Genomic DNA, 20322 nt, shown 5'->3' on the forward strand with positions numbered 1-20322 from the left:
TCCCTTTCTTTTCCTTTTTTCGTTTGCGCTGAGCGATGGCCGTCTTCACCGAAGTCTCCAAGAAAGAGGCGCGCGATCTGCTGCGCCGTTTGCAACTGGGCACGCTGGCATCGCTGCGCGGGATCGAGGGCGGGATCGAGAACACCAACTATTTCCTGACCAGCGACCAGGGCGAGTACGTGCTCACGCTGTTCGAGCGCCTCACGGCCGAGCAGCTGCCGTTCTACCTGCACCTGATGAAGCATCTGGCGCATGCCGGCATTCCCGTGCCCGACCCGCGGGCCGACAAGCACGGCGACATCCTGCACAGCGTGGCCGGCAAGCCGGCAGCCGTGGTGAGCAAGCTGCGCGGCAAGAGCCAGCTGGCTCCCGAGGCCGTGCACTGCGCCGCCGTCGGCGCCACGCTGGCACGCATGCACCTGGCCGGGCGGGACTACGAACGCCGCCAGCCCAACCTGCGCGGCCTGGCCTGGTGGAACGAGACCGTGCCCGCCGTGCTGCCGCACATCGGCGCGGACCAGGCCGCGCTGCTGCGCTCCGAACTGGCCTATCAGAACCACGTGGCCGCCTCGGCCGGCTACGCCGCGCTGCCGCGCGGGCCGGTGCACGCCGACCTGTTCCGCGACAACGTGATGTTCGACGGCGAAGAGCTCACCGGCTTCTTCGACTTCTACTTCGCGGGCGTGGACACCTTCCTGTTCGACCTGGCCGTGTGCCTGAACGACTGGTGCATCGACCTGCCCACCGGCGCGCACCATGCCGAACGTGCGCACGCCATGCTGGACGCCTACCAGGGCGTGCGCCCTCTCACCGCCGACGAACGCACCCTGCTGCCCGCAATGCTGCGCTCGGGTGCGCTGCGTTTCTGGATCTCGCGGCTGTGGGACTTCTACCTGCCGCGCGAAGCCTCGCTGCTGACGCCGCACGACCCCACGCATTTCGAGCGCGTTCTGCGCGAACGCCTGGCACATCCCGTGCATGCCTGACGACGGCGCCCGCGGCATGCCGATTGCCGCATGCCCCTGGCCAGCGCACGGCCGAAGCCCCTCCACCACAATCCACCCATGAAACTCCACATCGTTCCCGCCCGCGCCGGCCTTGAGTGGGTCCGGCTCGGCATTCGCGTCTTCTGGCGCCAGCCGATGGCGCTGGCGGCGCTTTTCTTCATGACCATGGCCGCCATGTCGCTGGCCACGCTGCTGCCGCTGATCGGCCCGGCCGTCGCGCTGGCCCTGCTGCCCTCGGCCACGCTGGCCATGATGGTGGCCGCGGGCGAGGCCACGCAGGGGCGCTTTCCGACGCCGGCACTGCTGCTGGTGGCGTTTCGCACCGGGCGCCAGCGGCTGCGCGACATGCTGATTCTGGGCGCGCTGTACGCCGTGGGTTTTCTGGCCGTGATGGCGATTTCGGCCCTGGTGGACGACGGGCAGTTCGCCCGCGTGTACCTGGGCGGCGAACAGCTCACGCGCGAAGTGGCCGAGTCCGGCGATTTCCAGGCCGCCATGTGGGTGGCCCTGGCGCTGTACGTTCCGCTGTCGCTGCTGTTCTGGCACGCCCCGGGCCTGGTGCACTGGCACGGCGTGCCGCCGGTGAAGGCCCTTTTCTTCAGCATGGTGGCGTGCCTGCGCAACTTCGGCGCGTTCACCGTCTACGGCCTGGCCTGGACGGGTGTGTTCCTGGGCGCGGGCATCGTGGTGAGCATCGCCGTGACGCTGCTGACGGTCGTGGGTCTGGGCGCCGGCATCGCTGGCGGCATCATGGTCGGCACGGCGCTCATGCTGGCTGCGATGTTCTTCACTTCGGTGGTGTTTTCGTTCCGCGACTGCTTCGAGCCACCGGAGCGGCGCCTGGTCACCCCCGCGCCCACACCCGAAACCGCCGCAGAGCCGCCCGGCCCGCTCTGAGGCGCACGCGCCAGCCCTTCGGGGCAATCCCTTGGGGGCCATTGCCCGGGGGGCAGCAGGGCAACCGGACCCGCGCAGTCCGGTCCGTCCGCCGGGTTTGCAGCCGCCCAGCGCACGGTCTGATTCAGCGCACGGCGCCCGATGCATCGGGCGCGACAGCCGCCAGCGTCACGCGACTGTCATCATTCCTTCAAATCGCTGTCACGGGCGATTCCTAGCATCCGGGCAGTGGAAGCGGCACAGCGCCGGTTCCGCGTTTGGCTCGCCGGCGCACCGCTCCCCACGGTGGTCTTCGGCGGCGTATCGCACCTCTCCCTTTCCGGAACAACACGATGTCCCACACCCCGATGCCCACCCGCCGCAAGGCCCTGCAATTCCTCGCCGGCGTGCCGATGCTGCCGCTGGGCGCCAGCGCTTCCGCGTCGTTCCTGGCCGCCTGTGGCGGCGGCAGCGACGGCGCCACGTTCGCATCGGCCAGCTTCAGCCCGATGGCCGCGCCCACGCTCGCCAACCCGGCCGCCATGGCGACCACCACCGTCGGCTCCACGATGAGCGTGAAGTTCAGCGACAACTCGGTGCAGAACTACCAGCTGGCCTACCAGCCGTTCTTCGTGACGGGCGACATGGTCGCCGACGGCAAGGGCGGCAAGATCCTTGCGGGCGGCTACGTGGACATCAACAACAAGGCCATCATCGACACCACCGTGGCCGGCAAGGAACGCCAGTTCTTTTCCGACTCGCCGGACGGCACCTCGCTACTGACCGTGGCCAATGCCAAGGTCGATGGCGTCAAGGGCAACCCCGTGTTCGCCGTGGTGCAGTTCGAATACGCCACGTGGGCGCAGGACGGCAAGACCGACATGTACGGCAAGCTGCCCTCCCCCATCGCCGTGCTGAGCCTGGACCAGGACCCTGCCACCGGCAAGCTGTCGCTGGTGAAGTACCACAACGTGGACACCTCCAAGGTGCACGGCCTGTGGATCACCTGCGGCGCCAGCCTGTCGCCCTGGGGCACCCACCTGTCCAGCGAAGAGTACGAGCCCGACGCTTTCACCATCGCCTCCAACGCGCAGTTCAAGGCCTACAGCAAGAACCTGTTCGGCAGCGAAACGGCGGCCAACCCCTACCACTACGGCCACATGCCCGAAGTGACGGTGAACGCCGACGGCACGGCGTCGATCAAGAAGCATTTCTGCATGGGCCGCATCTCGCACGAACTGGTGCAGGTCATGCCCGACCAGCGCACCGCGCTGATGGGCGACGACGCCACCAACAGCGGCTATTTCGTCTTCGTGGCCGACAAGGAAAAGGACCTGTCCTCCGGCACGCTGTACGCCGCCAAGGTCGGCGCGGGCTTCTCCATCGACCCAGCCGCCACCGGCGCCGCACCGCTGACCTGGATCAAGCTCGGCTCGGCCACCAGCGCCGAAATCGAAGCCCTGGCCAACAAGCTCAAGCCCACGGACATCATGACGGTGGCCAGCGCCGACCCGAAGGATGCGACTTTCACCAAGGTCGTCACCAACGGCAAGACCGAGTGGATCAAGCTGAACGCCGGCATGGAAAAGGCCGCCGCCTTCCTGGAAACCCACCGCTACGCCGCCCTGCTGGGCGCCAGCCTGGGCTTCACCAAGATGGAAGGCACGACGGTCAACGCCAAGGACAAGATCGCCTACTCGGCGCTGCAGAACATCCAGGCCTCGATGGTGGCGGGCAATGCCGCCAACGTGCCGGGCAACGGCATCTCGGTGCCCAAGCAGCTCGTGGCCGGCGCCGTGATGGCGCTGAACCTGCGCGGCGGCCAGAAGGACACCAGCGGCGGCACCATCAACAGCGACTGGATGCCGGTGGACACCAAGGCCCTGCTGGCCGGTGAAGACATCACGGCGGACGCACTGGGCAACACCGCCAACCCCAACAACATCGCCAACCCGGACAACCTGAAGTTCTCCGAAAAGCTGCGCACGCTGTTCATCGGCGAAGACAGCAGCCAGCACGTGAACAACTTCCTGTGGGCGTACAACGTGGACACCAAGCAGCTGTCGCGCCTGATGTCGGTGCCCGCCGGCGGCGAGTCCACCGGCCTGCACGCCGTGGACGAGATCAACGGCTTCACGTACATCATGAGCAACTTCCAGCACGCGGGTGACTGGGGCGCGATCCACAGCAAGGTCAAGGACACGCTGGACCCGCTGGTGCGCGCCAACTACAAGGACAAGTTCGGCTCGGCCGTGGGCTACCTGACGGGCACGCCGTCGCAGATGAAGCTGAGCTGAGCGCAGCCCTTCAAAGGCTCCGGGCCAGCGCCAGTGCGGCGCGCCCGGGCCACCTGACGAAAAGCGAGGCAGTGCCTCGCTTTTTTCATGGGAGGTTCGATGCGGTGCGGCCATGCAAACCGGCAGCGATCCGCAATGGCCGGCAGAAGGCAGTCGGGATGACTGGGCTTTGAGCAAAAAACGGCTCCAGCGCATATTCCACTATGGCGCATAGCTATAAAAATAATAGCAAACCATCCAATTCGCATCAGGAACCGCTTTTACCCGGCTGCCGCGCATGGCGGTACAAGGTGAAGGGTTGTCTTCAAATGATAATGGCTCGCATTCTTATAATGCCCGCTCACTCAGGCGCACCCGGGCGCCGTGCCGCCCTGGAGCGGCCGGAGGCCCCAGCCCTTGCCGCCTGTTCCCGCTGCCGCTGACCCGGCCGCTGCCCTTGCGGCACGCGGTCCACCGCCTTCGCTTCGGCCGGGCTGAAAAAGCGCCTGTCCCGTCCCGTTTTGCCAACCCAGGAGATGCCAATGACGACCCCCTTGTTCAGAACCGCCACCCTCGCCGCGCTGCTCGCCGCCAGCACGCTCGGCACCGTGGGCGTGGCCCAGGCACAAGGTTCCGCCGTCCAGGCCTCCCAGCCCGCCACCGCCAATGCCGTGGCAGCGCACTACGCCACGCTGGTGCACGCCAACTACGAAGACGCGCTGAATGCCGCCAAGGCAATGCAGGCGGCCATCAAGGCGTTCACGGCCAAGCCGTCGGCAGAGACGCTGGCCGAGGCCCGCAAGACCTGGCTGGCCGCGCGCGAGTTCTACGGCCAGACCGAGGCCTTCCGCTTTTACGGCGGCCCCATCGACGACGACAAGGGCCCCGAAGGCCAGATCAACGCGTGGCCCATGGACGAGTCCTACGTGGACAGCGTGGAAGGCAAGCCCGACGCTGGCCTGGTGAACAACCGCAAGTTCGCCATCACCAAGAAAGCCCTGTCCGGGCAGAACGAGCGCGGCGGCGAGGAAAACATCGCCACCGGCTGGCACGCGATCGAGTTCTTCCTCTGGGGCCAGGACCTCTCCGAGACCGGCCCCGGCGACCGCAACTTCGAAGACTTCGTGGATGGCAAAGGCAAAAACGCCGACCGCCGCCGCCAGTACCTGACCGTGGTCACCGACCTGCTCATCGACGACCTCACGTTCCTCGTCAAAGCCTGGGACCCGAAGGCCAAGAACAACTACCGCGCCAAGTTCGCCAAGGGCGGCCAGGAATCGGTGCGCAAGATGCTGGTGGGCCTGGGCTCGCTCTCGCGCGGCGAACTGGCCGGCGAGCGGCTGGAAGTGGCGCTCAACAGCCAGGACCAGGAAGACGAGCATTCCTGCTTTTCCGACAACACGCACCGCGATGCCGTAACCAATGCGCAGGGCATCCAGAACGTGTGGCTGGGCCAGTACCGCCGCGCCGACGGCAGCCAGGTGCAGGGCCCTTCGCTGCGTGACCTGGTGGCCGCCAAGGACGCCGCCCTGGCCGACAAGACCACGCAGCAGATCGCCGCGTCGGTGAAGGCGGCCGAGGCCATCCAGGCGCCGTTCGACCGCGAAATCATCGGCGAGAAGGACGCGCCCGGCCGCCAGCGAATCCAAAAGACCATCGACAGCCTGAGCGCCCAGTCCAAGGACCTGGTCGCTGCCGCCAATGCCATCGGCATCACCCGGCTGACCCTCGTGCAGCCCTGACCCTTCGCAATGCCCTTCCCCCTTCTGAAAGCCCTTCACCGCCGCCGTGTCTGGCGACTGGCCGCGGCCGGCGCCGGCCTGGCAGCGGCCGCCACCGGCCTGGTGGCCAGCGGCAACCCGGACCCGCTGGGCGAAAAGCCCGGCGGCGACACCACCGTGTTCGCCACCGGGCGCAACGCCTTCTCGTTCCCCGCGGCAAACCTGCCGGACGACGAGCGCACGCGCTTCGTCATCGGCAACTCGTTCTTTCGCCGCAACTGGGTGGAAGCGCCCGCCTCGACCAAGGCGCGCGACGGCCTGGGGCCGCACTTCATCGCGCGGTCGTGCGGGGGCTGCCATGTGCAGGACGGGCGCGGCGCGCCGCCGGAGATCTTCAACCGCCTGGGCGAGACCAAGGACCCGACGGTGGCGCTGCTCATCCGCCTGTCGATCCCTGGCGCCGACGGCCATGGCGGGCCGCTGCACGAGCCCGTGTACGGCGACCAGTTCAACAACGCGGGCATCACCGGCATCAAGCCCGAAGGCCGCGTCACGCTGCGCTACGACACCATCGACGGCAAGTTCGCCGACGGCACGCCGTACTCGCTGCTGGCCCCGAAATACGGCTTCGCCGACTTAGGGTACGGCCCCATGCACCGGGACGTGATGATCAGCCCGCGCATCGCGCCGCAGATCATCGGCGTGGGGTTGCTGGAAGCCATCGACGAGGCCGACATCCTGGCCAACGCCGCCGACCAGGCCAAGGCGCCCGGTCCCGTCAAGGGCGTGCCCAACCGCGTGTGGGACGCGCCTTCGGCCCGGATGATGATCGGCCGCTTCGGCTGGAAGGGCAACGTCGCCACCATCGCGCACCAGACCGGCGGCGCGTTCGTGGGCGACATGGGCATCACCTCGCGGCACTTCCCGCACGAGGCCTGCACGCCCGCGCAGAAGGACTGCCTGGCCGCACCCAGCGGCAAGAGCGGCGGCCAGCAGGGCCAGCCCGGCGTGGAGATCGACGACAAGACCTTCGACGACGTGGTGTTCTACCAGGCCACCCTGGCGCCGCCCGCCCGGCGCAAGGTGAACGACGTGCAGGTGCTGCGCGGCCAGGCGCTCTTCGCCCAGGCCCAGTGCGCCGCCTGCCACCGCCCCAGCTACGTGACCAAGGAAGGCCCTTTCCCGCGCCTGACCAGCAAGGCCGTTTCCGGCCAGCGCATCTGGCCCTACACCGACATGCTGCTGCACGATATGGGCGAAGGCCTGGCCGACCACCGGCCCGACTTCGCAGCCAATGGCCGCCAGTGGAAGACGCCGCCGCTCTGGGGCACCGGCCTGATCCAGGACGTGAACGGCCACACGCGCCTGCTGCACGACGGCCGCGCGCGCGGCGTGCTCGAAGCCATCCTCTGGCACGGCGGCGAGGCCGAAGGCGCCAAGCAGAACGTGCTCAAGATGAACAAGGCCGAGCGCGACGCGCTCGTGCAATTCGTGGAGTCGCTATGACGAAATCCCCCGCTCTGCGCCCTTTGCAGTCGCTGCCCTTGCGCCTACCCCTGCGCCGCCTGGCCGCCGTGGCGCTGTGCACCCTGGCCGGCGTGGCGGCCACCGCCACCGCGCAGACCAACTGGCGGCACGACGCCGTCCCGTTCTACGACACCACGCACGCGCTGCAGAGCCTGTACGGCCACTGGGCGCTGCCGCGGACGGGTGATTTCGCCACCGCCGCGCAGGCCCTGCCGCCCGCGCTGCGCGCCCTGTGCGACGCGCAGCCCGCGCAGGCCGGCGCGGCGCTGGACAGCGCACGCGGCGCCTGGCGCAGCGCCATGCTCGCGTGGGAAAGCCTGCGCGCGGTGGCCGTGGGCCCGGTGATCGCACGGCGCACGCAGCGCCAGATCGACTTCGCGCCCACCCGCCCGCCGTTGATCGAACGCGCCATCAAGACGCAGCCGCAAGGCGCCAAGGCGTTCGAGCGCGTGGGCACACCGGCCAAGGGCCTGCCCGCGCTGGAATGGCTGCTGTGGACGCAGCCGGCCCAGCCGGCCACGCCCGCGTGCCGGTATGCCGTGGAAGCGGCCCTGGACGTGGAGCGCGAGGCCGTCGCGCTCAAGGCCGCTTTCGACACCGCAGCCACCACCGACTGGGCCGCCGAAGACGAGCAGGAGCGATCCACCCAGGCCATGGGCGAATTCATCAACCAATGGGTGGGCGGCATCGAACGCCTGCGCTGGGCTCACATGGAAAAGCCTTTGCGCGCCGCCCAGGGCACACGCGCGCCGGACTATCCCCGCGCCGCGAGCGGCCTCACGCCCGAGGCCTGGGCCGCCGAATGGAAGGCCCTGCGCACCCTGACCGTGCTGTCCGAAGGCGCAGCCCTGCCCAAGCCCGGCGAGGCGCTGGTGCCGCTGGAAACCTACCTGCGCGGGCGGGGCCTGAACCCGCTGGCCGACCAGTTGCGCGCCACCGCCGCGCGCATCGACACCGCCATGGCAGCGGCCCAGAAAGCCGGCGCAGCCAAGGGCGGTCCGCAGGTGCTCGAAGCGGCCAAGGAATTGAGCGCGCTCAAACGCCTGGCCGAGGCGGAAGTGGCACCGGCACTGCAGGTGAGCATCGGCTTCTCTGATGCCGATGGGGACTGACGCCATGGCGGCCGCGCGACCGGACGGCGCCCCGCTGATGCCGGCGGCTTTGTCCCGCCGGCAGGCGCTGCGCCTGGGCGCAGGCCTCGGCCTGGCCGTGCCGCTGGCCGCGGCCTGGGGACGCCCCGCGCCCGCTGCGGGTTCGTTGCGCCTGGCTGCTGCCTGGCAGCAGGAGGACGGCGGTTACCGCATCGGCGTGCTGGAGACCCAAACCGGCCAGAACACGCCGCTCAAGGCCACGCACACGCTGGACATTCCTACGCGCGCCCACGGCCTGTGCCCCTTGCCCGACGGCAGCATCGTGGCGGCATCGCGCCGGCCGGGCGACTGGCTGGTGCGATGGTGGCCCGGCACTGGGCGCGAGCCGGTGTGGCAATGGTCGGACGGTGCCCGCTCGTTCAACGGCCACGTGATCGCCTCCCCGGACGGACGGCTGCTCTACGCCACCGAAACCGATGCCGAAACGGGTCAGAGCCTGGTCGTGCAGCGCAGCGCAGACACGCTGGACACCTTGCAAGCGTGGCCCACGCAAGGCATCGATGCGCATGAACTCATCTGGGATCGCCGCACCCTAGCCGACGGCACGCCGACGTTGCTCGTCGCCAACGGCGGCGTGCCCACCGCACCCGAAACCGGCCGCGTGAAACGGGCGTTGGACACCATGGACTCGTCCATCGTGCGACTGCACGGCCGCACCGGCGAAGTGCTGGGTCAATGGCGGCTGGACGACCCGCGGCTGAGCCTGCGGCACCTGGCGTGGAGCCCCAACGGCAGCGTGCTGGGCATCGCGTTGCAGGCAGAGCACGACAGCCCAGCGGACCGGAACACGGCACCGGTGCTGGCACTTTTCGACGGCAAGGCATTGCGGACCGCCGCGCCGGCCCCCCAGCAGTCGCGGGGCAACCTGCAGGAAGGTCTGCGAGGCTACGGCGGCAGCATCGCCGCCACCCCCGAGGGCTGGGCCGTGAGCTGCCCGCGTGCGCAAGGCATCGCCACCTTCGGTCCACGAGGGGATTGGCAACGTTTGGTCGATTTGCCCGAGGTGTGCGCGCTCGCGGTGCAGGGGTCCGCGCTGTGGGCGGCCGGCCTGGAGCACACGCTCGAAGACGCCCGCGGGCAAGGTTCGCAACCCCATTTGCATGGGGACGGGCTGAACAAGGCCCGTGTCGACAACCACTGGGTTTTTGCGGGTAAACCCTGACATTTGCACGCTACGGTCGCGTTCCTTCGCGGAATACGCCAACAAAAGTTATACGAGATATTACAAAGCGTCGCAAAACGGTTCGTTTTTCTTACACTCCGTGCGTTCTTACGGGGTGCCCATGTCCTTTCTTCCTCCGCAACGCAAACGCCTGATCGCCGCCCTCATGGCGGGTGCCCTGCACTGCCACGCAGCTTTGGCGGCAGACATCGTTCTGGCGCCGCCGGCCAACGGCGGTTTTTCGGTGACCAACAGCGACAAGACGCAGATCCGGCTGCGGGTGGACGAGGCGTCCGGCACCGTCGCACTGCCCGGACTGGCCACCACGCCGCAGCAGGGCGCACCGCTCTGCCATGGCCCGGGCGGTGTGCTCGGCGATTGCAGTGCGGGCCTCGTGGGTGCCACCGGCGCAACGGGAGCCACGGGGGCGACCGGCCCGGCCGGCGCTACAGGTGCCACCGGCGTCACCGGAACGGCCGGCCCTGCAGGCCCGACAGGCGCGACCGGTGCCGTTGGCCCCACGGGCAGCACCGGCCCCGCCGGCCCGGTGGGCCCCACCGGCACGCCGGGCTCAGTCAGCACGGGCGTGACGATCCGTGAGTTCACCCTGTCCTCCGTCGGCAATGAGGCCTGCACGGTCACCAGTTGCTGCAACGCCGGCGAAAAGGTGCTGGGTGGCGGCCATGCCGCGAGCACGGGTCAGGCCGCGCCGGAAGATGCGGGGGTCTACCTGGGGGAGAGCCGGCCGGTCGCCAACTGCGGCGGCAATCCGGGCGCGTTCGGCTGGACGGTGCGCGCCCTCAACTCGTACCGCGCCAACCTGCAAAGCTGCACCGCCTACGCGATCTGCTCCCAGTAGCCTTTGATTCGCCGCCTGCACGCGTCTTTCCACACCGCACCGCCGCCCATGGCCGAAACCCCATTTGCATCCGCCAAGCACGCCCAGGCTGCGTTTCCGCACGCGCGCAGGCTCGCGCATGGCGTGGACATCGACGCGGCACTGGCGGAAATCCGTGCTTTGCCCGGCACCGGCTGGGCGCCGCACTTCAACCTCGCCAAGCACAACGGCGGCTGGCACGTGGCCGCGCTGCGCAGCACGGACCGTTCGTCCGTGCCCGGCGCGCCGGGCGAATACACGGCTGACCTTTATCAGGACGGCCCGGCGATGGCGCGGTGCCCGGCGATCCGGGCGCTGGTCACCGCCATGGCCGGCGACGCGCCGTTGAAGTCGGTGCGCGTGCTGCGCCTCGATGCTGGCGGAGTCATCCTGGAGCACACCGACGCGGGCGTGGGGCTGCGCAGTGCCGAGGTGCGCATGCACCTGCCGCTGGTCACCCACGACGAGGTGTTCTTTTACGTGGGCGGCGAACGCGTGCCCATGCGCCCCGCGGAATGGTGGTACGCGGATTTTTCGCTGCCTCACCGCGTGGTGAACCGAAGTGCCACGGATCGCCTGCACCTCGTGGTGGACTGCGAAGCCACGCCCCGCCTGCGCGACGCCATCGCAGCGGGCGATGCGGGCATGGACTACCCGCCCGAACAAGACCCGCAGTGGCGGTTCGCGCGGTTCCGGGAGCAGGTCTTTGCCGAGCCCGCGTTGCAAGACCACCTGCTCGGCATCCACTCGCGAGAGGCCTTCGCCGAGGCCTGCATCGAACTGGGCGAGGCCCGCGGGTGGACGTTCACCGAGGCGGAAGTGCTCTCCGCCATGGCCTCTGGCCGGCAAGCCTGGATGCAGCAATGGGTCGTCTGAATTTCGAGGGCTGGTCGCCCATCCGCATTGATTCGGGCCCTGGCGGAGAACCGCTGGTGGACTGGATGCGCGCGTCGCCCGAGGTCACGCGCACCCCGTTCTTTGCCGACGGCGTGCAGGAGGCCATGCAGCGCCCGTTCCACCAGGCCATGCGCCGGCAGACGCCGCTGGCCGATCTGCTCGACTGGGCGCAGACCTCGCCAGGGCTCGTGCCGTCGGGCATCGTTTTTCACGTTTCGCGCTGCGGCTCGACCCTCGTCACGCAGGCGTTTGCCGCGCTGCAAGAGCACGTGACGCTGTCCGAGGCTCCGCTGCTGGACGACCTCATGCGGGCCGAGGCGCGGCTGCCCACGCTGGACCCGGCGCTGGCGGTCCCTGCGGCCCGGGCCGTGGCCAGCGCGTGGGCGCAACCTTCGCTGCCGGGGCATGGCGTGCAGCGCACGCACCTCGTCATCAAGTGCGACTGCTGGGCCACCGCGTATGCCGATCGCATCGCCCAGGCCTGGCCTGAAACGCCTTGGCTCTTTTTGTTCCGCGACCCGGTCGAAGTGCTGATGTCGCAGTTTCAACAGCGTGCCGCTTACCTGATTCCCGGCGGGCCGCTGGGCGTCAACCCGGCGGGCATCGCATTCGAAGACGCTCTGCGCATGGGACTGGACACCTACCGGGCCCGCAGCCTGGGCGCCATCTATGAAGGCATGGTGCAGCAGTTTCGCCCCGAGCGGACGTTGCTGCTGAACTACCGGCAGTGGCCCTCGGCCATTCTGGAAAAAGTGGCGCCGCACTTCGGCATGGCGCTCGACGCCCCCGCTGCCGCGCAGGTCGAAGCCACCTTCGGCATGCACGCGAAAAACCCGCACAACCCATTCTTTCCCGACGCCGAGCAAAAGCACCGGCAGGCGCCGGCCCAGTTGCGGGAACTGGCCGAGCAATGGATCGCCCCGCATTACGACGCACTGGAGACGCTGCGCACGATGAACGGCACAGCGGCGCAGCGCACTGCCAGAGCAGATTCCGAGGCCCTGGAAACTCCGATGACGACGCCATGACCTCTTCGACCCTTTCGAACTCTTCGACACCCACCCCGACGTCGTCCCTCGCGCGGCCTGGCCGGCGCCGCTTCCTGGGCACCTCGGCCGCCACCGCAGCCACAGCGGCCTGGGCCACAGGGTCGGCCCTGGCACAGCAACGTGCCGGCTTGCAGGACGGCGAACGCCACGGCGGCTTGCGAACGGTTGGCGTTCTGCTTCCCGACTCATCGCGCTATCCCACGCTGTCGGCCGAATTCATGGCCGGGCTGGAAGCAGGCGCTCAGGCCAGCGGGCATGCTGCGCCGCGATGGCACCCCCTGCCTTATGGGCACAGCGCCCATGCCGCGGTGCGGCAGGCCCGCGCCGCTGTGGAATCCGGTGCCGTCGATGCGCTGGCCGGATGGCTGCCCATGCAATCCGCCACCGAGCTCGTGCCAATACTGGAGCAGCGCGGCATTCCTTTATTGGCCAGCGATACCGGCGCCGACCGGTTGCCGGTGCATCGCCATGCCAAGTCCCCCTGGCTCATCCCGCACACGCTGGAGCTGTGGCAGTCCAGCGCGCTCATGGGCCGCGAAGCGGTTCGCCGCTGGGGCACCCGTGCGGTGCTGTGCATGGGTTTCCTGGAAAGCGGATACGACTTTCCGCATGAATTCCGGCGCGCTTTCGAGGCTGCGGGCGGCACGATCGTCGCGGTGCATATCTCCGGCCTCCCCGGTGGAGTGGAAGAATTCGCGGGCCTGCGGTCGGCACTGCATGGGGCTCAGGCCGATGTCGCCGTGGCCCTGTACTCGGGCCAGCAGGCACTGCGTTTTCAACAGCAATGGAGTCGCCTGCGGCCGAACGCGCGGCATCCCGTGCTGGGCACCCCGTTCACCCATGGACCGGCAGTCGCCAGCGTCGATCCACTCAAGGGCTGGGCCAGCGTGGCTTCCTGGGATGCCCGGTCCGACGCATGCCAGGCCATCGCCGCGCAGTGCGCTGCCAGGGGAGCGAGTCAGTCCGCAGGGCTCAGCGGGCCGGCCCTTCTGGGCTTCGAGGCCGGCCAGCGCTTCGCAGAGTGGCAAAACCGGGCGGACAGTGCGCAGCGGCTCCATGCGCTGCGCGGCAGCGAGGGTGACAGCCCTCGGGGTACAAGGCTTCGCGATCCATCGAGCGGGGAAAGTTCAGGTCCGCACTGGTTGCATGCCGGACCGCTCCAGGCCGGCGCCACCACCCAACTGTCCCACGCAATGTCCGGCTCAGCCCTTGCCCAGGAAGCCCCTGGCCGCAGTGGCTGGAGCTCTTCCTATCTCGTGACTTAACGGAATCACATCATGGCTTCAGACCCATTCCTCGGTGAGATCACACTGTTCGCTGGCAACTTCGCACCCAAAAATTGGGCTTTCTGCTGGGGCCAGACACTTGCCATCTCGCAAAACCAAGCCCTCTTTTCCCTGCTGGGCACGACGTATGGCGGCAACGGCCAGACCACATTCGCGCTGCCTGACCTGCGAGGTCGCGTGCCCCTGGGCATGGGCCAGGGGCTGGGACTCAGCAACTTCGTGCAGGGCGAGATGGGGGGGCGGGAAAGCGTCACGCTCACTTCCAACCAACTGCCGACGCACAGCCACAGCACCGTGATGTCAGTCAGCAGCAGCCCCGGCAACTCGGCAGCGCCCAATGGCAAATATCTGGCAGCTTCCAACCGGCGGGACGACCAGTTCACCGACCAGTCGCCCGATGGAAATCTGGCGGGACTGACCAGCGGACCTGCCGGAGGCAACCAGCCGCACGAGAACATGCAACCCTACCTTGCCTTGAACTTCATCATTGCACTCCAAGGCATCTTCCCGTCGCGCAACTGAACGGGAATGAACGGGCATCGGCGACAGTCGCTATCGCCAGCCCGCATCGGTTCAATCCACCACGGTCAGCTTGGCCACCGACAGCGCCAGCCACTTGGTGCCGTGCCGGGGGAAGTTCACCTGCGCGCGCGCGTCGTCTCCAGTTCCCTCCAGCGCCAGCACCTTGCCCTCCCCGAACTTGGTGTGGAACACACCCAGGCCCACCCGCAGGCCGTGCGACGGCGCGGTCTTCTGTGCCGGCACCGGCGGGCTGGCGAAGGAGTCAGATTTATAACCAAATCCGCCCCTGGCGCTTGATCCATATGCGCCGCCAGCTCCTGAATTAGGAGCAAACGTGCCGAATCCCTGCTGCTTGGGGGTGATCCATTTCAGCGCGGCCTCGGGCAGTTCGTCGAAGAAGCGGCTCTTGACGTTGTAGCGCGTCTGCCCGTGCAACAGCCGGGTCTGCGAATGGCTGAGGTACAGGCGCTTTCGGGCGCGGGTGATGGCGACGTACATGAGGCGCCGCTCTTCTTCCAGCCCTTCGCGGTCGCTCATGGCGTTTTCGTGGGGGAACAGGCCCTCTTCCATCCCGCCGATGAAAACGGCATCGAACTCCAGGCCCTTGGAGGCGTGCACGGTCATCAACTGCACGGCGTCCTGTCCGGCCTGGGCCTGGTTGTCGCCAGCCTCCAGCGCCGCATGGGTCAGGAAGGCGGCCAGGGGCGACAGCGTCTCGCCGGTGTCGGTATCGACGATGCCCGCCACGCCGCCGGGCAGCGGCTCGTCGGTCGTGGGCAGCGAAGGGTCGAGCCCCTGGCTGGCCGGGCTCTGCGTGAGCGGTGTGCCGTGCTCGTCCACGGGCAGCGCGATGGCATCGCGTCCGAAGCCTTCCTGCGTGACGAAGCTCTCGGCCGCGTTCACCAGTTCCTGCAAGTTTTCGATGCGGTCGGCGCCTTCCTTCTCGGAGCGGAAGTGCTCCAGCAGGCCGCTCGACTCCAGCATCTGTTCGATGATGCCGCGCAGGGTCATGCCCTGGGTCTGCTCGCGCAGCACATCCACCAGCGCGACGAAGCTGCCCAGGTTGGCGCCGGCCTTGCCAGGCACCGCTGTCACGGCGTCGTGCAGCGAGCAGCCTGCGCTGCGCGCCGCATCCTGCAGCACCTCGACCGTGCGCGCACCGATGCCGCGCGGCGGGAAATTGACGACGCGCAGAAAGCTCGTGTCGTCGTGCGGGTTCTCCAGCACGCGCAGATATGCCAACGCATGCTTGATTTCAGCCCGCTCGAAGAACCGCAGCCCCCCGTACACGCGATAGGGCACCGCCGCATTGAACAGCGCCGACTCGATCACCCGGCTCTGCGCATTGCTGCGGTAGAGCACGGCGACTTCCTTGCGCTCGAAGCCGTCGCTGCGCACGAGCTGGCGGATCTCTTCCACCATCCACTGCGCTTCGGCCAGGTCGGTGGTCGCCTCGAACACGCGCACCGGCTCGCCGGGACCTTGCGTGGTGCGCAGGTTCTTGCCCAACCGCTTGCTGTTGTGGCTGATGAGCGCGTTGGCGGAGTCGAGGATGTTGCTGTAGCTGCGGTAGTTCTGCTCCAGCTTGATCTGGCGCTGCACGTCGAACTCGCGCACGAAGTCGGCCATGTTGCCCACGCGCGCACCGCGAAAGGCGTAGATGCTCTGGTCGTCGTCGCCCACGGCGATCACGCTGCCGTGGGCCTGGAAATGGCCTTCGGTCACGTCGCCCGCCAACTGCTTGAGCCAGGCGTATTGCAGCTTGTTGGTGTCCTGGAACTCGTCCACCAGGATGTGCTGGAACCGCCGCTGGTAGTGCTCGCGCACCGGGTCGTTGTCGCGCAGCAGTTCGTAGCTGCGCAGCATCAGCTCGCCGAAATCGACCACGCCTTCGCGCTGGCATTGCTCTTCATACAGTTGATACAGCTCGACCTTCTTGCGGGCATCGGCGTCGCGCGCGTCCACGTCGCCGGGGCGCAGGCCCTCTTCCTTGCAGCCGCTGATGAAGTACTGCACCTGCTTGGGCGGAAAGCGCTCTTCGTCGATGCTGAACTGCTTGCACAGGCGCTTGACGGCCGAGAGCTGGTCCTGCGTGTCCAGGATCTGAAAGGCCTGGGGCAGGCCGGCCAGTTTGTAGTGCGCGCGCAGCAGCCGGTTGCACAGGCCGTGGAAGGTGCCGATCCACATGCCGCGCACATTCACCGGCAGCATGGCCGAGAGGCGCAACACCATTTCCTTGGCGGCCTTGTTGGTGAAGGTGACGGCCAGGATGCCGCCGGGCGTGACATAGCCGTTTTGCAGCAGCCACGCGATGCGGGTGGTGAGCACGCGGGTCTTGCCGGAGCCGGCGCCGGCCAGGATCAGGGCGTGCCCGGCAGGCAGCGTGACCGCGCCCAATTGCTCGTCGTTCAGGTTCTGCAGCAGCGGCGAAGCGGCGTCGGACTGCGGCGCGGGGCCGGCATCGCCAGCACCGAAAGGCGCTGGCGCGCCGGAAAACAGGTCGTGTGGGAGCATTTCGCCATTGTAGAAACCTCCACCTGCCGCACCCGGCCGTGGGGCTGCTATGCCCCGCCGCGAGGCCGGCCGGCAGGCTGGGGCGTGCGGCGCAGGCCGTCCACCGCGTCGGCCTCGAAGTCCTTCCACAGCGCGTCGCGCCGCTGCAGGGTCTGTGCCACCTCGCCGTGCCGCTGCTGCGCCACGGCGGACACCAGTGCGTTGCACAGGAAGAACGCGGCGGTGTATGAATCGAACGGCGACGCATTGGCCGTGGCCACCAGCAGGCTGTGGTGGGCGCACGCGACGATGGGCGCGGCCGCGCTGTCGGTGATGGCGATCACCGTGCAGCCCTGTTGCCGAAAGTGCTGCGCGGCCAGCAATGCACCATTGGAATAGCGGCGGATGGTGAACACCAGCAGCACATCCTGCGGCTGGGTCCACAGCAGCCGGTCCACGGCGAAGGGTGCGCCCGCGCCCAGTTCGAGCACCTGCGGACGGCACATGTTGAGGTGCGTGGTGAGGTAGGACGACACGGGCACGCTGTTCTTTTCGGCCATCACGAAGACGCGTCCCTTGCAGCCGCTGACGGCATTCACCACCGCTCCGAAGACGGCCATGTCCAGCCCCTGGCGCGTGGCGGTCAGGTTGTGCTGGTCGTGCAGCAAGGCATCGTCCACGCATTCGGCCAGCGTGCGGTCGCTGCCAATGGTGGCCCGGGTGCGCTGGGCGGGCGTCTGCAGCAGCACGGTCACTTCGCTGCGGGCCTCACGTCGCACCTCGGCGAGGCTGGCATAGCCCAGCTTGGCGAAAAGTCGCACCACGGTAGAGGCACTGGTGCCCGCCCGCGACGCCATGGCACTGGCCGAGTCGAGCAGGCCGTCGGGGTAATGGCGCTGCAGATCATCCGCCAACGCCCGCTCGCTGGCCGTCAGGGTGGATGCGTGAAGAACGAGCCGTTCGGTCAGGAGCATGGCGAAGGTGCAATGGCAAAACGTTGAAAGGGGGTTTGGCGGGCGGCAGTTGGAGCACCGCGCGGCAAGCATAGCGACCGCAGCCGCATTGCAATGATTGTTTCAAGAATATATGATCATTGAAATATTCATTTCATTCCACGAGCCTGCCCCCATGTCCACCTCGATCGAAGCTCCAGCCCACCCCGCCAGCCCCGAGGCCGGCACCGCTCCGTCGCCCGCGGCCCAACCGATGCTGGAATGGCTGGCGTCGCAGGAAAGCGCCATGTTCGATCTGCTGCGCGATGTGGTGAACACCGACAGCGGCAGCGGCCATGTGCCGGGCGTGCAGCAAGTGGCGGCACTGCTGCGCGGGCGCCTGGAGGCAGCCGGCATCGCGGTCGAAACCCGGCCGCAGCCCGGCTGGGGCGAGTGCCTGCTGGCCCGGATTCCGGGCAGCAGCCCGACTGCCACTGGTCACCTGCAGCTCATGGGCCACATGGACACGGTGTTTCCCCTGGGCACTGCCGCCGAGCGCCCCTGGCGCGTCGAGGCCGGCAAGGCGTTCGGCCCCGGCGTGGCCGACATGAAATCCGGCCTGGTGATGAATGTCTTCGTGGCCGAAGCCCTGGCGCGGTTCGGCGGCAATGCCTCGCCCGTGCACCTGTTTTTCTCGTGCGACGAAGAAGTGGGCTCGCCCGCCTGCCGCACGGTGATCCGCGAAATCTCCCAGGGCGCGCGTGCCGTGCTCAATGCCGAGCCGGGCCGCATCTCCGGCAATGTGGTGGTGGAGCGCAAGGGCTCGTACCGCATCGATTTCGAGGTGCAAGGCGTGGCCGCGCACGCGGGCATCAACCCCGCCCAGGGTGCAAGCGCCATCGAGGCCCTGGCGCGCAAGACGATCGCGCTGCATGCCCTCAACGGCTGCGAGCCGGGCGTGACGCTCAACGTCGGCTTCATCCAGGGCGGCATGGCCTCCAACGTGGTCGCACCGCTGGCAAAGGCCCATCTGGACCTGCGCTACACCGCCGAAAACGACCTGGACGCAGTGCAGGCCCGCATCCGCGCCATCATCGAAGAAGAATCGCTGCCCCGCACCAGTGGCCGCATCGTGGAGCAGACGGGCACTTTGCCGATGGCCCGCACCCCTGCCGATCTGCTGGCGGCCTATCAGCGCTGCGCCGCGCAGGTCGGCTTCGCGGTGGAGGGCGAATTCACGGGCGGCGCCGCCGACAGCGGCATCACTTCGTCGATGGGCATTCCCTCGCTGTGCGCGCTGGGCCCGGTGGGAGGCTATGCCCACAGCGAGCGCGAGTTCTGCGACCTGACCACCTTCGTACCCCGAGCCCAGGCGCTCGCGCTCACCCTGCTCGCGCTGGGTTGACCCGATGTTTTGTTCGACCGTTTGCCCTTTTTGACATTGCCTCTGCCATGCCTTTTCGCACCGACCTTTCTTCGCACAGCGCCAGCCCCCTGACCCGCCGCCAGGTCCTGGCCTCCAGCCTCGGCCTGGGCCTGGCCGGGCTTCCCGCCCTGGCCAGCCACGCGGCCGAGACGTATCCCACCCGCCCGATCACGCTCGTCGTGCCCTTCCCGCCCGGCGGCTCGGTGGACGTGATGGCCCGGCAATACGCCGAGCCGCTCGGCCGCATCCTGGGCGTGCCCATGGTGATCGACAACAAGCCCGGCGCAGGTGGATCGATCGGCGCGCAGTTCGTGGCCCGCTCCAAGGCCGACGGCTACACCCTCGTGGTCTCGTCGCAGAGCAGCCACCTGGCCAATCCGCTGGTACAGCCCAACCTGGGTTACGACCCCATCAAGGACTTCGACAACATCGCCATCCTGGGCCGTCAGCCCAACGTGCTGGTGGTGCACCCCAGCTTGCCGGTAAAGACCTTCGCCGAGTTCGTGGCCTATGCCAAGGAGCGCCCGGGCAAGCTCAACTTCTGCAGCGCCGGCGCTGGCAGCATGGGCCAGTTGAATGTGGAAATGATGCAGCTCGCCGTCGGCACCCAGGCCGTGCATGTGCCCTACCGCGGCGGCTCGCCCCTCATCACGGCCGTGCTGGCGAACGAGGTGCAGTTCACGCTCGACAACCTGGTCATCTTCCTGCCGCACATACAAGCCGGCAAACTGCGCGCGCTCGCCGTGGCATCGCCACAGCGCCTGCCGCAATTGCCCGACGTGCCCACCTTCGCCGAACTGGGCCACGCACCGCTCAACCAGACCTCGTGGACCGGCATCGCTGCCCCGGCCAACACGCCGCCCGACATCGTCGCCACGCTGCATAAGGCCATCCGCACGGCCGCCACCGAACCGTCGATGCTGGAGAACCTGCGCGGTCGCGGCGTGATCGCGCCGGAAGACATGGCACCGGCCGGGTTCGAGAAGATGATGGCCGAGCGTCTGGTGGCATACGGCGACGTGGTCCGCCGCGCCAACGTGAAGCCCGAGTAATCGCAGGGGCACCGGCCCCGCCACGCGGCCGGTGGTTCCGGCCGCGTGGCATCTTGTGGGAACATGGC

The 20322-nt window shown here is 68.2% G+C and carries 16 protein-coding genes; 14 read left to right on the top strand and 2 right to left on the bottom strand.

Features of this window, described 5'->3' with window-relative positions; all coding sequences use genetic code 11:
• The first annotated feature begins 35 nt into the window (after positions 1-35).
• The 12 genes from BLT03_RS04660 (at position 36) to BLT03_RS04715 (ending at position 14351) form a co-directional block, all read left to right on the top strand.
• Positions 36-986, top strand: coding sequence for a homoserine kinase (locus BLT03_RS04660; RefSeq protein WP_092740765.1), 951 nt, complete (start codon positions 36-38; stop codon positions 984-986).
• A 78-nt stretch (positions 987-1064) separates the two neighbouring features.
• Entirely contained in the window at positions 1065-1904 is an 840-nt protein-coding gene (locus tag BLT03_RS04665; RefSeq protein WP_092740767.1) for a BPSS1780 family membrane protein, read from the top strand.
• Between the two features lie 332 nt (positions 1905-2236).
• Positions 2237-4180 (top strand): PhoX family protein, encoded by a 1944-nt coding sequence (locus BLT03_RS04670; protein ID WP_092740769.1) that lies wholly within the window; start codon positions 2237-2239, stop codon positions 4178-4180.
• 521 nt (positions 4181-4701) lie between these two features.
• Complete coding sequence (locus BLT03_RS04675) at positions 4702-5901, top strand: imelysin family protein (RefSeq protein WP_092740771.1); 1200 nt, start codon at positions 4702-4704, stop codon at positions 5899-5901.
• 9 nt (positions 5902-5910) lie between these two features.
• Positions 5911-7386 (top strand): di-heme oxidoreductase family protein, encoded by a 1476-nt coding sequence (locus BLT03_RS04680; protein WP_092740773.1) that lies wholly within the window; start codon positions 5911-5913, stop codon positions 7384-7386.
• On the top strand, positions 7383-8519 hold the full coding sequence (locus BLT03_RS04685) for an imelysin family protein (RefSeq protein ID WP_092740775.1): 1137 nt from the start codon (positions 7383-7385) through the stop codon (positions 8517-8519). The genes BLT03_RS04680 and BLT03_RS04685 overlap by 4 nt, the downstream gene beginning before the upstream one ends.
• 4 nt (positions 8520-8523) lie before the next feature.
• Positions 8524-9720, top strand: coding sequence for a DUF1513 domain-containing protein (locus tag BLT03_RS04690; RefSeq protein WP_245711243.1), 1197 nt, complete (start codon positions 8524-8526; stop codon positions 9718-9720).
• A gap of 121 nt (positions 9721-9841) precedes the next feature.
• Entirely contained in the window at positions 9842-10579 is a 738-nt protein-coding gene (locus BLT03_RS04695) for a collagen-like protein (protein ID WP_092740779.1), read from the top strand.
• Positions 10580-10627: 48 nt separating this feature from the next.
• Entirely contained in the window at positions 10628-11473 is an 846-nt protein-coding gene (locus tag BLT03_RS04700) for an aspartyl/asparaginyl beta-hydroxylase domain-containing protein (RefSeq protein ID WP_092740781.1), read from the top strand.
• Positions 11461-12522 (top strand): sulfotransferase family protein, encoded by a 1062-nt coding sequence (locus BLT03_RS04705; RefSeq protein ID WP_245711244.1) that lies wholly within the window; start codon positions 11461-11463, stop codon positions 12520-12522. Before BLT03_RS04700 ends, BLT03_RS04705 begins: the two co-directional genes overlap by 13 nt.
• A complete protein-coding gene (locus BLT03_RS04710; protein ID WP_092740783.1) occupies positions 12519-13808 on the top strand; it encodes an ABC transporter substrate-binding protein in 1290 nt (429 codons plus the stop codon). The genes BLT03_RS04705 and BLT03_RS04710 overlap by 4 nt, the downstream gene beginning before the upstream one ends.
• 12 nt (positions 13809-13820) lie before the next feature.
• Positions 13821-14351 (top strand): phage tail protein, encoded by a 531-nt coding sequence (locus BLT03_RS04715; RefSeq protein ID WP_092740785.1) that lies wholly within the window; start codon positions 13821-13823, stop codon positions 14349-14351.
• 51 nt (positions 14352-14402) lie between these two features.
• On the opposite strand, the gene BLT03_RS04720 is transcribed toward BLT03_RS04715, so the two are convergent.
• Both BLT03_RS04720 and BLT03_RS04725 read right to left on the bottom strand, forming a co-directional pair.
• Positions 14403-16865, bottom strand: coding sequence for a UvrD-helicase domain-containing protein (locus BLT03_RS04720; RefSeq protein WP_092740787.1), 2463 nt, complete (start codon positions 16863-16865; stop codon positions 14403-14405).
• Positions 16866-16912: 47 nt separating this feature from the next.
• A complete protein-coding gene (locus tag BLT03_RS04725) occupies positions 16913-17818 on the bottom strand; it encodes a MurR/RpiR family transcriptional regulator (RefSeq protein WP_092740789.1) in 906 nt (301 codons plus the stop codon).
• Positions 17819-17972: 154 nt separating this feature from the next.
• On the opposite strand from BLT03_RS04725, the gene BLT03_RS04730 reads away from it, so the two are divergent.
• Positions 17973-19181, top strand: coding sequence for a M20 family metallopeptidase (locus BLT03_RS04730; RefSeq protein WP_092740791.1), 1209 nt, complete (start codon positions 17973-17975; stop codon positions 19179-19181).
• A gap of 47 nt (positions 19182-19228) precedes the next feature.
• Positions 19229-20254, top strand: a complete 1026-nt coding sequence (locus tag BLT03_RS04735) for a Bug family tripartite tricarboxylate transporter substrate binding protein (RefSeq protein WP_092740793.1) — start codon at positions 19229-19231, stop codon at positions 20252-20254.
• Positions 20255-20322 lie beyond the last annotated feature (68 nt).

The organism is Paracidovorax valerianellae (assembly GCF_900102625.1).
Taxonomy (GTDB): Bacteria; Pseudomonadota; Gammaproteobacteria; order Burkholderiales; family Burkholderiaceae_C; genus Paracidovorax; species Paracidovorax valerianellae.

Excerpts from the sequence above, each read along its gene's own strand:
- BLT03_RS04660 (WP_092740765.1), top strand. The coding sequence starts at position 36 with ATGGCCGTCTTCACCGAAGTCTCCAAGAAAGAGGCGCGCGATCTGCTG.
- BLT03_RS04665 (WP_092740767.1), top strand. The coding sequence starts at position 1,065 with ATGAAACTCCACATCGTTCCCGCCCGCGCCGGCCTTGAGTGGGTCCGG.
- BLT03_RS04670 (WP_092740769.1), top strand. The coding sequence starts at position 2,237 with ATGTCCCACACCCCGATGCCCACCCGCCGCAAGGCCCTGCAATTCCTC.
- BLT03_RS04675 (WP_092740771.1), top strand. The coding sequence starts at position 4,702 with ATGACGACCCCCTTGTTCAGAACCGCCACCCTCGCCGCGCTGCTCGCC.
- BLT03_RS04680 (WP_092740773.1), top strand. The coding sequence starts at position 5,911 with ATGCCCTTCCCCCTTCTGAAAGCCCTTCACCGCCGCCGTGTCTGGCGA.
- BLT03_RS04685 (WP_092740775.1), top strand. The coding sequence starts at position 7,383 with ATGACGAAATCCCCCGCTCTGCGCCCTTTGCAGTCGCTGCCCTTGCGC.
- BLT03_RS04690 (WP_245711243.1), top strand. The coding sequence starts at position 8,524 with ATGGCGGCCGCGCGACCGGACGGCGCCCCGCTGATGCCGGCGGCTTTG.
- BLT03_RS04695 (WP_092740779.1), top strand. The coding sequence starts at position 9,842 with ATGTCCTTTCTTCCTCCGCAACGCAAACGCCTGATCGCCGCCCTCATG.
- BLT03_RS04700 (WP_092740781.1), top strand. The coding sequence starts at position 10,628 with ATGGCCGAAACCCCATTTGCATCCGCCAAGCACGCCCAGGCTGCGTTT.
- BLT03_RS04705 (WP_245711244.1), top strand. The coding sequence starts at position 11,461 with ATGGGTCGTCTGAATTTCGAGGGCTGGTCGCCCATCCGCATTGATTCG.
- BLT03_RS04710 (WP_092740783.1), top strand. The coding sequence starts at position 12,519 with ATGACCTCTTCGACCCTTTCGAACTCTTCGACACCCACCCCGACGTCG.
- BLT03_RS04715 (WP_092740785.1), top strand. The coding sequence starts at position 13,821 with ATGGCTTCAGACCCATTCCTCGGTGAGATCACACTGTTCGCTGGCAAC.
- BLT03_RS04720 (WP_092740787.1), bottom strand. The coding sequence starts at position 16,865 with ATGCTCCCACACGACCTGTTTTCCGGCGCGCCAGCGCCTTTCGGTGCT.
- BLT03_RS04725 (WP_092740789.1), bottom strand. The coding sequence starts at position 17,818 with ATGCTCCTGACCGAACGGCTCGTTCTTCACGCATCCACCCTGACGGCC.
- BLT03_RS04730 (WP_092740791.1), top strand. The coding sequence starts at position 17,973 with ATGTCCACCTCGATCGAAGCTCCAGCCCACCCCGCCAGCCCCGAGGCC.
- BLT03_RS04735 (WP_092740793.1), top strand. The coding sequence starts at position 19,229 with ATGCCTTTTCGCACCGACCTTTCTTCGCACAGCGCCAGCCCCCTGACC.